This is a genomic window from Allochromatium palmeri (assembly GCF_009720725.1).
GTDB classification, from domain to species: Bacteria; Pseudomonadota; Gammaproteobacteria; order Chromatiales; family Chromatiaceae; genus Thermochromatium; species Thermochromatium palmeri.
Window position 1 is genome coordinate 151,604 of record NZ_WNKT01000001.1, and the last position, 14,887, is coordinate 166,490.

At 64.5% G+C, this 14,887-nt stretch carries 14 protein-coding genes; 5 read left to right on the top strand and 9 right to left on the bottom strand.

The window, feature by feature from the left end; translation table 11 throughout:
* The first annotated feature begins 39 nt into the window (after positions 1-39).
* The 5 genes from GJ668_RS00685 to GJ668_RS00705 all read left to right on the top strand — a co-directional run bounded on the left by GJ668_RS00685 (position 40) and on the right by GJ668_RS00705 (position 3,250).
* The gene (locus GJ668_RS00685; protein ID WP_343032155.1) at positions 40-708 is read left to right on the top strand and encodes an HdeD family acid-resistance protein; all 669 of its coding nucleotides are present in this window, start codon (positions 40-42) and stop codon (positions 706-708) included.
* Positions 709-758: 50 nt separating this feature from the next.
* The gene (locus GJ668_RS00690; RefSeq protein WP_155448185.1) at positions 759-1,079 is read left to right on the top strand and encodes a lipoprotein; all 321 of its coding nucleotides are present in this window, start codon (positions 759-761) and stop codon (positions 1,077-1,079) included.
* Positions 1,080-1,093: 14 nt separating this feature from the next.
* Complete coding sequence (locus GJ668_RS00695) at positions 1,094-1,369, top strand: hypothetical protein (protein ID WP_155448186.1); 276 nt, start codon at positions 1,094-1,096, stop codon at positions 1,367-1,369.
* 176 nt (positions 1,370-1,545) lie between these two features.
* A complete protein-coding gene (locus GJ668_RS00700; protein WP_155448187.1) occupies positions 1,546-2,601 on the top strand; it encodes a 3-deoxy-7-phosphoheptulonate synthase in 1,056 nt (351 codons plus the stop codon).
* Positions 2,602-2,737: 136 nt separating this feature from the next.
* Positions 2,738-3,250, top strand: coding sequence for a DUF4124 domain-containing protein (locus GJ668_RS00705; protein ID WP_155448188.1), 513 nt, complete (start codon positions 2,738-2,740; stop codon positions 3,248-3,250).
* 39 nt (positions 3,251-3,289) lie between these two features.
* Here the strand turns inward: GJ668_RS00705 and mtgA are convergent, their stop codons facing one another.
* The 9 genes from mtgA to GJ668_RS00750 form a co-directional block, all read right to left on the bottom strand.
* A complete protein-coding gene (gene mtgA / locus GJ668_RS00710; protein ID WP_425482462.1) occupies positions 3,290-4,012 on the bottom strand; it encodes a monofunctional biosynthetic peptidoglycan transglycosylase in 723 nt (240 codons plus the stop codon).
* A 16-nt stretch (positions 4,013-4,028) separates the two neighbouring features.
* Positions 4,029-5,789 (bottom strand): hypothetical protein, encoded by a 1,761-nt coding sequence (locus GJ668_RS00715; protein WP_246194571.1) that lies wholly within the window; start codon positions 5,787-5,789, stop codon positions 4,029-4,031.
* Positions 5,790-5,800: 11 nt separating this feature from the next.
* Positions 5,801-7,453: a tetratricopeptide repeat protein gene (locus GJ668_RS00720; RefSeq protein ID WP_186342805.1), complete on the bottom strand. Its 1,653-nt coding sequence runs from the start codon at positions 7,451-7,453 to the stop codon at positions 5,801-5,803.
* Positions 7,454-7,572: 119 nt separating this feature from the next.
* Positions 7,573-8,640 (bottom strand): VWA domain-containing protein, encoded by a 1,068-nt coding sequence (locus tag GJ668_RS00725; RefSeq protein ID WP_186342806.1) that lies wholly within the window; start codon positions 8,638-8,640, stop codon positions 7,573-7,575.
* A complete protein-coding gene (locus GJ668_RS00730) occupies positions 8,633-9,673 on the bottom strand; it encodes a VWA domain-containing protein (protein WP_155448191.1) in 1,041 nt (346 codons plus the stop codon). The genes GJ668_RS00725 and GJ668_RS00730 overlap by 8 nt, the downstream gene beginning before the upstream one ends.
* Positions 9,666-10,214 (bottom strand): DUF4381 domain-containing protein, encoded by a 549-nt coding sequence (locus GJ668_RS00735; protein WP_155448192.1) that lies wholly within the window; start codon positions 10,212-10,214, stop codon positions 9,666-9,668. The genes GJ668_RS00730 and GJ668_RS00735 overlap by 8 nt, the downstream gene beginning before the upstream one ends.
* Position 10,215: 1 nt before the next feature.
* Complete coding sequence (locus tag GJ668_RS00740; protein ID WP_155448193.1) at positions 10,216-11,133, bottom strand: DUF58 domain-containing protein; 918 nt, start codon at positions 11,131-11,133, stop codon at positions 10,216-10,218.
* Positions 11,134-11,275: 142 nt separating this feature from the next.
* Entirely contained in the window at positions 11,276-14,320 is a 3,045-nt protein-coding gene (locus GJ668_RS00745) for a hypothetical protein (RefSeq protein ID WP_222930733.1), read from the bottom strand.
* 104 nt (positions 14,321-14,424) lie between these two features.
* The gene (locus tag GJ668_RS00750; RefSeq protein WP_155448194.1) at positions 14,425-14,880 is read right to left on the bottom strand and encodes a hypothetical protein; all 456 of its coding nucleotides are present in this window, start codon (positions 14,878-14,880) and stop codon (positions 14,425-14,427) included.
* Between the last annotated feature and the right edge of the window lie 7 nt (positions 14,881-14,887).

Consider the following 14,887-nt stretch of genomic DNA (forward strand, 5'->3'; position numbering starts at 1 on the left):
GTCCGGAACGGTAGGCGTCGCTTTGAGTAATCGGCCACGTTGGCACTCATCCGTAACGTCGGAGACGGCGCGGCTCAAATAATTGATTTCAAATCAACAGAAGGATCAACGATGTCCACAAGCAGCGAGATGAACATGGCGGAGATCCGAGAGGCCGTTTTCGGCGATGTCAAGAAAAACTGGGGCTGGCTTTTGGCTCTGGGACTCGTTTCACTCGTCCTTGGCACGATCGGATTCTATATGACCTTCGCGCTCACCCTGGCGAGCGTGCTCTTATTCGGAATACTGATCCTCGGGGCGGGCGTCCTCCAACTTATCCATGCCTTTACCTGCAAGGGCTGGAAATCCGTGTTCTGGCATGTCCTGATCGCGCTGCTCTATGTGGCGGCTGGTGTCAATATCATCCTGGACCCGGCGCGTGCATCCGCGATGCTAACGCTGATACTGGCCGGCATCCTGATCGCGGTGGGTGTGCTGCGTATCCTCATGGCCATTCAGCTTCGTCCAGTGGCAACAGGCTGGTTCTGGTCGCTGCTCTCGGGCCTCGTATCCATCCTGCTGGGCGGCATGATCATCGCTGAATGGCCGGTCTCCGGCCTCTGGGTGATCGGTCTCTTTGTGGCCATCGAACTTATCTTCAGTGGCTGGTCGACCGTGTTCGTCGCGCTTGCCGCGCGCCGGGCCGCGCAAGAAGACACAGTACAGTAAAGGCGTCAACTACCCCGTCCTGAAGGACGGGGTTTCTCGCGGAGAAATTGATGAAACGCATGACTCTCTTCACAGCCATCGCCGTGTTCGGCCTGTCAGGCTGTAGCGGTGGTGTCCTCGCGCCCGAGAGCGCGGCGAGCGACGCGTTTTTGGACCAGGTGGCGGCCAACTGTGGCACGTTTAAAATCGGCAACCAGCCCATCAACTTTCTGCTCGATGTCAATAACAACGACGTCTATTTCGTTGATGAGACCAGCAAGCTGTCCGCAGGCCAGGTCGATCAGTCCACCTACGCCAGCGACATCAATGCCTTCTATCCGACAGACACCAATCAAGCGGCGCTCGACTGCATCTTTGATCAGCTCAATTGAGCGGGGCCAGACTGATGAATCTTGACTTCAATCCATTTCAACGGAGATCGGCTCCGCGGCTGGCGGCGGCCCTCGTCTGCGTGCTGGTCTCGGGCTGTGGCGATCAGGTCGTCGTCGAGGGCGTTGACCTCAATGATAATGATGCGCTCGTCGGCGACAGCGTGCTCGACACGCAGATCGATGCTACTGGCATGTCAGGTGCTGAGGCCAATGCGACCGGTGATCCCTACGAGGCCGCCATCGAGGGTGAACCGAACCTGGGGCCTAACGCCCCTGGGTATATCCCCTGACCGGGCCTTGTTCGATCATGCGGGACTCGCGCACGCACGAGCCCCGCATCGGTTGAGCCTCAGGCTTTGCCCGCTGGATGTGGGCGAAATCGGCCTGTTCAGACTCGCTCGTCGTGCGCGTGGATGTCCTGGCCGGTTTATACTGCACCGCTTTGCGACTTCACACACACCTCGCCATGCACCGTACCGACGACCTCCGTATCCGTGACATCACCCGTGTGCGCTCGCCGCATGAGCTGCACGAAGAATATCCGCTCTCCGATACCGCTGCCGACACCGTCTACGACACCCGCCACGAGATCCAGCGCATCCTGCATGGTCGCGACGAGCGGCTGCTGGTGGTGGTTGGTCCCTGCTCGGTCCACGACCCCGAAGCCGCGCTCGAATATGCCCAACGTCTCAAGCCACTGCGCGAGGCGCTCGCCGAGCACCTGCTGATCGTCATGCGCGTCTATTTCGAGAAGCCGCGCACGACGGTCGGCTGGAAGGGGTTGATCAACGATCCCAATCTCGACGGTAGTTTCGAGATCAACAAGGGGTTGGGCATCGCGCGCAAACTCCTGCTTGATCTCAACGACATGGGCGTGCCGGCCGGCACCGAGTTCCTGGATCTCATCAGCCCGCAGTACATCGCCGATCAGGTGAGCTGGGGCGCGATCGGCGCGCGCACCACCGAGAGCCAGGGCCATCGTGAACTGGCCTCGGGGCTGTCCTGTCCGATCGGCTTCAAGAACGCGACCAACGGCGATGTGAAGGTGGCCATCGACGCCATCCATGCCGCCGCGCGTCCGCATGTGTTCATGTCGGTGACCAAAGAAGGGCAGTCGGCTATTTTCAGCACCACCGGCAACGCCGATACCCACATCATCCTGCGCGGCGGGCAGCGCCCGAACTACGATACCGAGAGCGTCAACATCGCCGCCGAGCAGATTTCGTCCTCGGGACTGACGCCGAAGATCATGATCGACTTCAGCCACGCCAACAGCGGCAAGCGGCCCGAAAAGCAGATCCGTATCTGTCAGGACGTCTCCGGCCAGATCGCGCGCGGCGACCGGCGCCTGATTGGTGTGATGATCGAGAGCCATCTGGTGGCCGGCAATCAGAACCCGGCGGCCTGCGATGATCTCATCTTCGGTCAAAGTATCACCGATGCCTGTGTCGGTTGGGACGACACCGAACCCATGTTGCACGCGCTGGCCGAGGCGGTCGTCAAGCGGCGCGACTGTTGCTGAATCACGCCGTATCGACGAATCACGATTGAGCACTTTTCGTTTTTGATATAGGGTCTATCTCGACGTCTTCCGCAGCCGTTTGGCCGAATTGACCGGGTCAGACGGTTATGGCTTGGACACATAAAGGAGATGGATCATGACGGCAACCACGACCGGCTCGGTGCGGCGGTCACTGAGTATCAGCGTCCTGCTCGCGCTGAGCGCGAGTCCCGCCTGGGCCGAACTCTACAAATGCCGCCAGCCCGACGGGAGCCTCAGCTATCAGCAGACGGCGTGTGCCGCGCAGGCCGAAGGCCAACGGCTCGAGGTCGACACCCGAGGACCGAACGGGCGTGAGCGCGCGTCATCCAGCCTGGACTATTCAGTCGCCGCTCAGGCCGAGCGTCTGCGCACCGAGCGCGAAGCCCGTGAACGCGCTCATCTCCAGGCACGGCGCGAGGCCCAGGCACGGTCCAGGGCGCTCAAGGCCGCGGCCAAGTCAGACCGCAATACCGATTTCGACTCGGCCAAATGCGCGCGCCACCGGGGCGAGGTCGCCAAATGGCGACAGAAGGTCAAGGGCAGCTACCGCACGCGCGACGAGAAGGACTACAACGACAGCAAGCTCGCGCATCATGAGGCGCTCGTCGAACGCTATTGCGAGTCATGAACGCACAGTGCTTCAGCTCAGAGCGAAACTGGCCTCACGCTAGAGCCGACGCAGATAGGCGTCACCACCTAGCCGCCGGCTCTGATCCAGAATCCAGTCGGCGCGACGCTGGAGCCGTGCGGATGGACGGTCGAGCCGATAGGTGCCGGGCGCGGGCAGCACGCCGATCAGGAGCGCGGCCTGCTGGCGCGTCAATTCACTGGCCGAGTGACCGAAATAGCGCTGGCTGCTGGCTTCGAGACCATAGGTGCCGGGGCTGAACTGGGCGATGTTGAGATAGACCTCAAGGATGCGCTCCTTCGGCCACAGGATCTCGATCAGGAGCGTGAACCAACCCTCGACCAGCTTGCGCTCCCAGCCCGAACCGGGCCAGAGAAAGAGGTTCTTGGCCGTCTGCTGGCTGATGGTGCTGGCCCCGCGCAGCCGTCCGCCTGCACGATAGTCGCGGATGGCATGCCGGATCTCGATCAGATCGAAGCCAAGATGACGCGGAAAGCGCTGATCCTCGCCGGCGATGGCGGCGAGCTTGACGCTGGACGGAATGTGCGACCAGTCGATCCAGGCGTGCTGATAGTAGGGCGGCGTCTGATCCAGGCGCCACACATTGAGTGCATGACGCAGCATGAAGGCCGAGGCCGGCGGATCGATCCAGCGCAGACCGAGCACCAGCACCAGGCTCACCAGGACGCAGAACGCGGCCAGACGCTGGCTCCAGCTCCATAGCGGCGCCAGCCAGGTCGCGGCCTGTCTTGAGGAATACAGGGAAGCCACGCAACACTCAAACTGGACGCGGGTTCAGCGCCGGCAAGGCCGCCCAGCGCATACGACCAGAGTCCGCGCGACCTGGTTTGTTTCCAGACCCACGACGCGCCTGACGCATGAGTTCGCGTTTCCAGCGCGGAAAGTCGAGCGGCGCACCGCCATAGATGGCCGCGTCCAGTTGGCTCAAGAGCCGTGCGAGTGCCACTGGATCGGCACCCGGTCGATGCGCGCGGATATGGGCGATGACCGCCGGTTGGTTGCTCTCGCCCTTGAGTACGCGATCACCGCGCGGTGCCGACGCGAAGCGTGGGTACCAGTCGCTCGGCTGGCTGGCACGATTGGCATGGCGGATCTGAGCGATGACATGCTGACTGGCGGGCTGTATGCGCCACAGTGTCTCGCGCGCCCGTTCAAGCAGGGCCGAGGGCGCGAGCGGACGTAGACGCGGCCCGATCCAGGTGGCCGTCAGTCGATAGCTGCCGCTCAGACCGCGTCCGATCAGACGCCGCAGGTCGCGCCCGAGATCCAGCACCCGTCCTCGATAGAAGACGCCTATCCAGTAACCGCCGATCAGCAGCAGCACGCCCGTGATCGGGATCCAAAGTCTGGCCCAGGGCGAGGCCGCCAGGGTCGCGGCCGAGAAGCCGAAGGGTCCGCCGCCGCGCACGTCGAGCGTCTTGAGCGGCAGCCGCGCGACCTCGCGCACACCCAAATCGACGTTCCACCAGGCAAGACTCATCTCGGGCAGGGTGACGCGGCCGCCGGTCTGCGGCACCAGGGTGTAGTACTCGGTGCGGCTCGCGAGCAGTTGGCGTCCGTCCGGCGCGAGTTCGGTGCTGGTAAGCGTCTGTTCGCGATAGACCCGCAGGTCCGGACCGGTCAACTGGTTCTCCAGGCTCGGGAGCTGCACGGCGGTTCCGCCGACTGCAGCGATCTCCAGGGCCAGGGTTACGGGCTGTCCCGGTTCGAGTCGGCCCTCGCGATCCAGGCTGGATTTGAGCGTCAGCGATTTGAGCGGTAGCCAGGGGCGCACCGAGGTCATGGGCGGGCGCACCTGCAGGCGGATAGGGCGCTCGGTGCTGACCTCGTAGTGCTGGCCAAGTCCCAGGCCGGCCAGTGTGCCCGTGACCTTGATCGGCGGCAGTTCCAGATCGCCCGTGCGCAGTGGAACCACCGTCAGCACGAAGCGGTTGACGATCTCCTGTTGGCCGCGATTGGCGCGGGTCTCGGTGCTCGGTCCCTTGAGCGTCTTCATCAGCACGTCGCTGGTGCTTGGCAGTTCCAGATTGACGCGGCTCAGGTTGTCGCGGCTGACGACATCGAGTGTGAGAATGGCCGGCTGTTGCAGGTAGGGATCGGCGACTTCCAGCGACCAGTCGAGCGTCGGCGCGCGCGTAGTGGTTGGTTGAACCGATCCGGGCGCGTAACGGGCTGGATAGCCGGGTTGCCAGTTGGGTACCTGGCCCGGATAGCCCTGGGGAGACTGAGCGGGCGCGGGCGCGGCTGGCGGATAGCTCGGCGCTACGCCCTGGGCATTGCTTGGCGGAATGGGACGGTATTGAGTCGAGCCTGATTGAGCCGGCTGGGGCTGTGCAGGCGCAGGAGGCTGGCTCTGCATCGGCGGCTGGCCGTAGTAGGGCTGTCCGTAATAGGGTGGAGCGTAATACGGCTGTCTCGGCGGACCTGGGTAGGGTTGACCGTAATAAGGCTGGGCGGCGAGCGGACCACTCGCCACGATCAGGGCCGCGATGGCCGGAATCGACTGTCGCCTGGACATCTCGCTTGGCCTCACCATGGGCGCGTCTCCTGCCACTGACCGGTCGTGCCTGGCATCTGGCGCATCTCCTCGATTCGGAACTGATTACGCATCAACAGGCTGGGATCGCCCTGGATTTGTTGGAGCCGCTGCTCCATGACCGCCATGCCGGGGCCGCCCATGAGTCCGGGTCCATCAAGCGCGGGCATCTGGCCCTCGCGGTTCTCAGACGCGCGCTCGCTGCCAGGCTGGAGGCCGAGCTGGTCGAACTGGTCGACAGCCTCGGTTTGGCCGGCGTCGAGCGAATCGGGCGGGCGCACATCCAGGCGCTCGGTGCGGCCACCCGAGCGGCTGGGGCGGCTGGACTCGGGCGGCGCGTCCTCACCACCGCCGGAGCGCTCGTCGCGGCGTTCGGTGCGCTCTGTATCGCCGCCGCGCTCATGTTCATCCTCACCGGGCGCACGATCCGAGCGGCCGGTTCCGGTCTCGCCCTCCTGTTGTCCGCCAGGCTGATCGTCTCGCGGCTCCTCGCCGCCACCAGCCTCGTCCTGGCCGGGTTCGGTCTGCTCGGACGCGCGCGTGCCGCGTTCCTCGCCCTCAGCGCCCGATCCGTCCTTGCGGCGCTCGAGGTCGGACGACTGGTCGCCGCGTTCGCCTTCGGGGCGGGTCTCACGCTCGGCGCCACGCGCATCCTGCTCGGTCGCGTCGCGGTCGCGTCCGGCCTGATCGCGATCGGTTTGGCGCTCGTCCGGATGTTCGCCTGCAGACGGGTCGCGCGCCTCGTCGCGATCACCGCGCGACTGTTCGCTGTCTTCGCCACGCTCGCCACCGCCGTCGGTCGTCTCCTGGCTCTGGTCGCCGCGCTCGCCGGTTTGATCCTGACTGTCGGCGCCTTCGCCCTGAGTGTTGTCCTGCTCGCGCCCGGCACTGGTCTCGGACGACTCACCGCCCGACTCGCCGGTCTGTGATTGCGGCCCGCCTTGCTGGCCGGTGTCCTGTTGTCCCTGCTCTTGGTTGGACTCAGACTCGGATCCAGCGCCGGATTCGCTCGATTCCTGCGGCTCGTCCTCGTCGCCGGACGGCTGTTGTTCGCTGTCCTGCTGTTGCTGACTTTGCTGTTCGGACGCTTGCTTCTGGTTGGAGTCCTGCTGTTGTTCGGAGGCTTGATCCTGCGTGTCCTGTGAATCCTGCGAGGCGGATTCGCGCGGCTGGGAGTCCTGTGGCTGGCTGTCCTCGCGTTGATCGCTGGACGATTTGGAATCCGCCGGCGCGTCGTCCGGTTTCTCCTCGGTCTGTTCGCGGAACTGTTCCTGCTCCAGTCGCGCGAGCATGGCGCGGGTCAGAGACAGGTTATAGGCCGCATCCTCATGCGATGGATTGGTCGCGAGCACGGACTCATAGGCTTCAGCCGCTCCGGTATAGTCGCCGAGTTTGAAGCGGGCGTTGCCCAGATTGTAGCGAGCCGCTGCGTCGAACGAACCGCCCTGGGCCAAGCTGAAAGCCTGCTCGGCCTGTCGATACTCGCCCTCGCGATAGCGTGCCACGCCACGCCGGTAGGGATCGCTGAACGACTCGGCCGCGCTCGCATAATCGCCTGAACGATAGACATCATAGGCCCGCTGCTCATCGGTGCGGAACCAGTCCGCCTGAGCGCTCATCGGGGCGATGAGGACCAAGACGACCATCCAAGATCCCGTTGGAGTCGCGCGCATTGGGCGGTTTGGTCGCTGGAGCTTGGGAGCCATCAACACTGGCGTAGGATGGGCAGAGCGCAGCCGTGCCCAGCGACGGCATACCCGCATCATCATGACAGCTCTCCCGATTTCTGATCGGCCAGCCGCCGCGCCGGTCGTCGCGCGCGTTCGCGGAACTGTGGCAGCAACAGCGCCGCGACCAGCAGCACCAGCAGCCAATACCGCTCGTTCCAGATCCGGGTGCGCGCATCGCTCGCTTCGGGCGGCAGACGGCTGACGGTTGCTGCCTCCAGGATGGCCTGGGTATCGCCGTCGCGATAGTCGGCGCGCCGATAGATCCCGCCACCCGTCTCGGCCAGTCCCTCCAGTAGCGTTTCGTTCAGCACCGAGCGCACCGGCTGGCGCTGTGGATCACTCGGATCGACGATCACGCCGCCCTGAGGCGCGGGCACCGTCGCACCGCCCGGCGTGCCGACACCCAGCACATGCAGACGCACACCCTGTTCGGCGAGCGTGGCGACCTGCTCGCGCAATCCAGGCTCGTCGAAATCCCCATCCGAGATCAGCAGCACGGCGCGCGCGCTGTCCTCGGGCAGTCCAGCGAGCAGGCTCTCGGCACGCATCAGGGCGCGGGTCAGACTGCTGCCCTGAAGCCCCGGACTGGCCAGATCAGCCGAAAGCGCCGGCAGGGCATTGAGCAGGCTCGTCGTGTCCTCGGTGATCGGCGCCAGCACATGCGGCACAGTCGCGAACACGATCAACCCCAAACGCACCTGACGGTTCTGGACGATCAGATCCTGCAACTCCTGACGCGCGCGTCCGAGCCGGTTTGGACTCACATCCTCGGCCAGCATCGAGCGCGAGACATCGAGCAGCACCAGCAGATTGTTGCCAGGATGGAACAGACGCAGATCCGTGTAGTCCCAGCGCGGCCCGGCCATCGCCGTCACCAGCAGCGTCCACAGCAGACTCCAGCGCAGAAACCGGCCCCAGCGCTCGGGCGCGCTCAGATCGCGCGTCCCGGTCAGATGCGGTAGCAGATGGGCGTCGGCATAGCGATGAATGGGGCCGCGCGCCGCCTGAGCGGCACTGCGCGCCAGCCAGAGGGCCACCGGCAAAATCAGCAGCAGCCCCAGGAACCACAGTGGCTGGTCGAAATGGAAACCCTTGTCAGTCACTGGCGAGCCTCCGCGCGAAGCGTTTGCGACCCTCGGGGAACAGCCCCAGCCCGAGCAGGGCCAGCAGCGCCACGCCCAACGGCCAGCGGTAGAGCGGTCGGGGCAGGAAGGCGGTGCGCGCTTCGGCCTCGGTCTTTTCGAGCTGGCCGATGCGCGATGAGATCTCCTCCAGCGCGCGGGTGTCGGTCGCGCGGAAATAGCCGCCGCCAGTCAGGTCGGCGATCTCCTGGAGCCTGGCCTCGTCCATGGTCAGGTCATCGCGATAGCGCACACGGCCGTCCTCCAGGATCGGGATGCTCGACTGCTTGCTGCCGACGCCGATGACATAGATGCGCGTTCCGGTCATCCGTGCCAGCCGCGCCGCCTCCTTGGGCGCGAAGCTGCCAGCGTTGTTGTCGCCGTCGGCGATCACGATCATCACCCGCGAGCCTTCGGGACGCTCGCGCAGCTTGCTCACGCCGAGCGCGATGGCATCGCCGAGGGCCGTGGCCGGTCCGGCGATGCTCGGCACCACGCCGTCGAGCAACTGGCGTGCGGCATGGCGGTCGAGCGTGAGCGGCGAGAGGATGAACGCCTGACTGCCGAACAGGATCAGCCCGACCCGGTCGCCCTGACGTTCATCGATAAAGCGCCCCATGACGCCCTTGACCACCGCCATGCGGTTGACCTGACGGCCTTCGACGGTGAAATCGAGCGCCTCCATCGAGTGTGAGGCATCGACCGCAATCATGAGATCGTAGCCCGGCGTGCTGACCTCGGTATAGGGCGTGAGCCATTGCGGGTGCATCAGGGCCACGACCAGCGCGATCCACAGCAGATGGAGCAGGGCGCGATAGAGCCAGCCGGCAAGCTGGCGCTTGGGGCGCTGGGCATTGAAGGCGGTGCGCAAGTCGTCGAGGCGCGGATGGAGCAGCGTCTGGCGCCGGCCTTCCAGCGTCTCGTCGGCCAGCGTGCGCCGATCCGGCCACAGGTAGGGCAGGAGCCAGGGGAGCGGCAGCAGCAGGGCCGCCCAGGGCCACTGGAACTCAAACATCGCGCGCACCTCGCTTGGGATCCCCGGCACTCACCCAGCCCTCGGCCGCCTCGATCAGCGACTGGAGGTCTGCCGCTCCCGCGCCCGGCGGGGCATAGGGCGCCACCAGCAGCACTTGCCCGCGCTCGTGCCAGGGAAAGCCATGCGGATCATGGGCCGCCAGCCAGTCGAGCCAGTCGGTTCCGGTCAGACCGGCACAGGCCGGGCGCCCGAGCCGGGCCATGGCGATGCGGCGCAACAGCTCCGACAGCTCGCCGGCCAGGGTCTTGACGTCCTGACCCGTGCGCGCCCGTCGGCTCAGATCGCGCAACGCCTTGGCCGCGTCCCAGCGCCAGGTGCCGAGCGTGACGCCGGGAATGGGTACGCGCAGACTGAGCGGAGCGCGCCAGCGCCAGAGCGCATAACCGAGCGCGCCGAGTGCTAGCGCCAGCAGCCACCAGCCCGGCGCCGGCGGCCACCAGGGGATCGGCGGGATGTCGCGGATGTCGCGCAACGCCTGTAAGGGCGGTTCGATGGGTGTGAAGAGCGTATCCGTATCCATGTCAGACCGCCCGCGAGCGCGCACGCTGTTCGAGGTTGTGGATGAGGGTGAGATGGATCTCGGCGTCGGTGCGCACCGGCAGCAGCAGGATGTGCAGTTGATGCGCCATTGCCTGGAGCCGTGCGCGCCGTTCCTCCCACAGTCGCCGATAGACGCGCGCGGCCTCGGGATCGTCGGTGTCGATCTCGACCAGCTCGCCGTCGGTGCCGGTGAAGGTCGCCACGCCCATGGCCGGGATCTCCCAGTCGGCCGGATCGTCGACCGGGATCAGCACCACGGTGTTGCGCTGACAGAGATCACCCAGCACCTGTTCCAGACCCGCGACCTCGCGATTGAGATCGGCGATCACGAACACCAGCGAGCCGGTCGGCAGGCCCGAGGTGGCGCGCCGCAGTGCGCCGCTCAGACAGTCGATCGAGGGGTCCATCTCGGCGCCGGGTTCGGTCAGGGTGCGCAGCACCTGCCACAGCGCGCGGCGTCCACGCGAGGGGCGGAAGTGTTGCAGACCGGTCAGAGGATCGCCGAACACCAACCCGCCGACGCGGTCGTTGAGCCGGCTCGCCGCCCAGCCGATCAGCGCCGCCGCGCGCGCCGCCTGCACCGACTTGAAGGTGCCGCGCGTGCCGAAGTACATGTGCGGTCCCTTGTCGACGCAGAGCACCACCGAGCGTTCGCGTTCCTCGCGGAAGATCTTCAGGTGCGGCTCGTTGGTGCGGGCCGTCACCTTCCAGTCCATGTAGCGGATGTCGTCGCCTTCGCGATACTCGCGCACCTCCTCGAAGTTGACTCCCGCGCCCCGGAACACCGAGGCATAGAGTCCGGCAAAGGCCGAGTTGACCAGATGATGCGACGGCAGACCTAGCGAATGGGCCTGATGGCGCAGTTCCAGCAGATCGTCGAGTCTGGGGTAGAGGCTCATGCGGTGTTGGGCGCAACCTTGTAAGGAGGTGGACTGGATTGCACGGCGTTGGTTCGGCGCTTATTGTGTTGCGCTCCAAAACTCCAGTCTCAGGCGCCAGATCGCCGAATCGAGTGTTACCCAGGAGGCTGATCGTGGATGATCAGCGCCCTCTCAAGGACTGACGGTAACGCCCGAGGAGTTCGTCGCGGTTCGCGCGCAGATCCAGGCCGGTCGGCGCATCCGGATAGGGCCGGTCGCCCATCAGACCCCGCCAGAGAATGCGGTTGTAGGTGGCGAAATCAAAGCGATCCTCGACCGAGAAGTCCATGCCTCTGGTGGCCCGCGCCCAGTAGTCCGCGTCGCGCGTCGAGCGGGGAACGGGCTGCCTCATCTGTCGGGGAGGCAGCGGCAGATCCGTCCCATACAGATAGGTCGAAGGCCTGGCCCTGAAGCTCCATGGCGTCGGCGTCGGGTTGAAGATGTCGGCCATCGGAATGGCGAGCGCATCGTTGAGATTCAGCGGCGGCAGGCCGAGCACCTCTTCAATGGTGCGCAGAAAATCGACGGTGTTGTATTGCGAGGACACCACCGCGCCCTGCTTGACGTACGCGCCCGCGACGAAGGCGACCGTGCGGTGCGAATCGACATGATCGGCGCCATCCTGTGCGTCGTCTTCGATGATGAAGATCAGGGTGTCGTTCGCGTAGCGGCTGTTGGCGATCTTCTCGACCAGCAGCCCCACGGCATAATCGTTATCGGCCACCTGGAGTTCCGGCGTGTTCACTCCATCGATCGCGGTGTCGAAGTTGCCGGTGTGATTGTGCATGAAGCGCACCAGGCTCAGGGCCGGCAAACCACCTCGGGCGTATTTCGTATCGAATTCGCGCTCCCACTCCTTGTAGCGATAGTAATCGGGAAAGGCGTTGTCGAAACCGCGGAAGTATGGGTCGGTATGGGGCGCCAGGGAAACGCTGGAGGGATAGGCGACGGTCGTGCGGGTGGCCGCCGGGTTTTTCAGCAGCGGCAGGCTGTAGGCCGAGTCCTGGGGAAAGTTGTAGCGGGTGACATCCACGAAAAAGCCGTAGTTGCGGACCGTCAGTCCCGCGCGCAGCGCAGCATCCCACAGATAGCCGGTATTGACTTCATTGTCCGGTCCATCCGGCGCCGCCACACTGGTTTGGCCCGCCAGGAGATCAGGATCGTCCGGTGTCAGTGGATTGGCCTGCTGACGTGTAAGCAGATGGGCGGGCTGGCCTGGGGCAACGGTTGGAAGCGCGACGTTCACATTGCGATTCAAACCCTCGCTCTCCAGGCTGAGTCCGCGCCCGGCATAGACCACCGGATATTGGCGTTCGATCACATCGGGCGCGCGCGCTGAGGTCGTCCAGGGCCAGCCGTCATAGCTGGTTTCGGAGCTGGCATAGAAGTTGTCGAGCGTCACGAAGGTGCGTGCCAGCTGATGCTGGTTGGGCGTGATCGCCTCGCCGAACTGAGCCAGGAAGGGGTCGCCGTTGCCGACTTCCAGATCGCCCAGAATCTGGTCGTAGGTGCGATTTTCCTTGATGATGTAGATCACATGCTTGACGCCTTCGCGCACCGCGGCCATGACGGCCGCCGCCTCGGCACTGACCTCGCTGGAAAAGCGGTTGTTGATGGCGACCTGCGCCGTCAGTGTCGTGAGCTGTTCCAGGTCGGGGAGCGGGAAGCTCTGCAGACCGGCCTTCGTCAGCTGCGGGTTGTACTCATTCGCCGCCCAGCAACCGTCATAGGTCGGCGAACCGGAGCCATAACACCAGCCCGGATTGGGGCCGGTCGGCGACTTGCCATTGACCACATAGACCATCGGCGACTGACCATCCGGCGAGCGGCCAACGGCACCGAAGCTCACCGAGTTGGGATACCAGCCGGTCGGAATGAACCCCACCACCTCGCCGCCGCCACTGGCTTCATCCAGGTTCACCACAGAGATGAAGTTCAGATTGCCATTGCTCACATAGAGCTGTGTTTCATCCGGCGAGAGCGCCACGCTATTGGGATTGGCGCCGGTATAGAGCGTCTGCTGGTCGGGATTCGCTTCGGCGGCGTCTATCGCCTCCGCCAGCGATGGCGGCAGGAGCGACACGGGAACGAGTGGAATGGTGGCGATGAGGCTGTTGCTTGCGGTGTCGATGACATCGATTGTGTCCGACTGATCCTCGACGACATAGAGCCGCGTCTGCGCCGCGTTCAGCGTCATCTTGTTCGGCTGGCCCTTGACCGGGATACGCGCCATGATCTGCGGTGCCCCGCTCAGATCCACCACGACGATCTCGCGGTCTCGCAGGCTGGAGACATAGGCGGTCGTGTTCGCTCCACGCCCCTTCACCGCTACCCAGAACGGATATTCGCCCCCTGCGACGCCACGCTGCGCGGAGTCATTCTTGCCGGGACGCAGGTCGAGTTCCGTTCCGCTCGACCAGTTGCCATAGCCGCCGCTGAACACCGTGATCGAGTCGTTATAGTAATTGGCGACCACCAGCGTCTGTCCATCGCCTGAAATCGCCACCCCGGCGGCACAGGGCGCCACGCCAACCATTTGGTTGACCTGCTTGGCGCCGTTTGGATCGATGTTCAGACCAAGCCCGCGTCCTTCGTGGCCTAAATCCAGGAAGTTTCCGTCCTGCTGACCCCAGGTTCCGCTGGCGCTGCGGGTGATGATCTGGATCCTGTCATCCATGCAGCCGGAGACATAGAAGGCCCAGCCGGATGGATCGAAGACAATCCCGTTGTAGGTATTGGCGATCTGCACGACCTGTTTCTTGACCGGCGTCGCTGTCGAAATGTCATAGATGAAGACGTACTCATTCGACTCGGCGGGATTGGGCGCCGGGCTGTCGGTGTCATAGACGCGGTTGTATCCGCTCGTCAGAACCAGCAGGGTCTTTTGGTCCGGGCTCACGACGGTACTGACCGCCTGTCCGGCCAGCCAGGCGGAATCCTCGGGCAGCTCAGGGTTCAGCGGGACGAATCGCGAACCACGGGGCGCGAGCGGTGTAATCTGCTGACCCAGGTTGGGCAGATCCTGCTGGCCCAGGTTGGGCATGCCGGGTTGGCCTAGCGCCTTGAATTCGGGCTGTGCCTGGAGCGACTCGCCTGAAATGATGAAGGTCAACGCCAGGGTTGCCGCCAGTAGCCGCAATCGCGGGTAAACGTCAATCGTGCGCATGGCTGGAAACTCCTGGGTTGAGTGGTGTGTCAAGTCCCCGGACACGCCGACTTTGGTGGCGAGGTCAAGCGCGCGATTAACGTGGTCCATCCCTGATGTATCCACTATCTGGAAATCCGACGTTCACAGGCATTGAGCAGTGGTTGATCGTGAATGATCAAGGCCATGTTTGGATTGCTGAGGTGGATGCGCAGTCCATCGCAGCGTTCGACGGCTGTCCATGGGATGAAGATAGCGCCACGCGGACCTCCGGTCCAGCCGCCATGACGTCCCCGGACCCAGAAGCCTTCGTCATCGAAGCCGACATCGGTTCTGGCGTAGCTCGCGCGGCCTGACTGATTCGAGGCGAAGTCGTATTTGCGCCCGGAGGACTGGACCAGGGTTACGTTGGTCGGGCCTTGGGAGTGGCGCAGTTCTCTTGAGCCGGCGTCATGGTCGCTTTTCAGATCCGACCAACCGGAATAGCCATTGGCGAGCCAGTACATCAGCGTCGGCCAGAGGATCAGGCTGACGGCGAAAAGCCAGAGTATCCATTTCGGTGGTTTGGTCTGTTGTGTCATCTAGGCC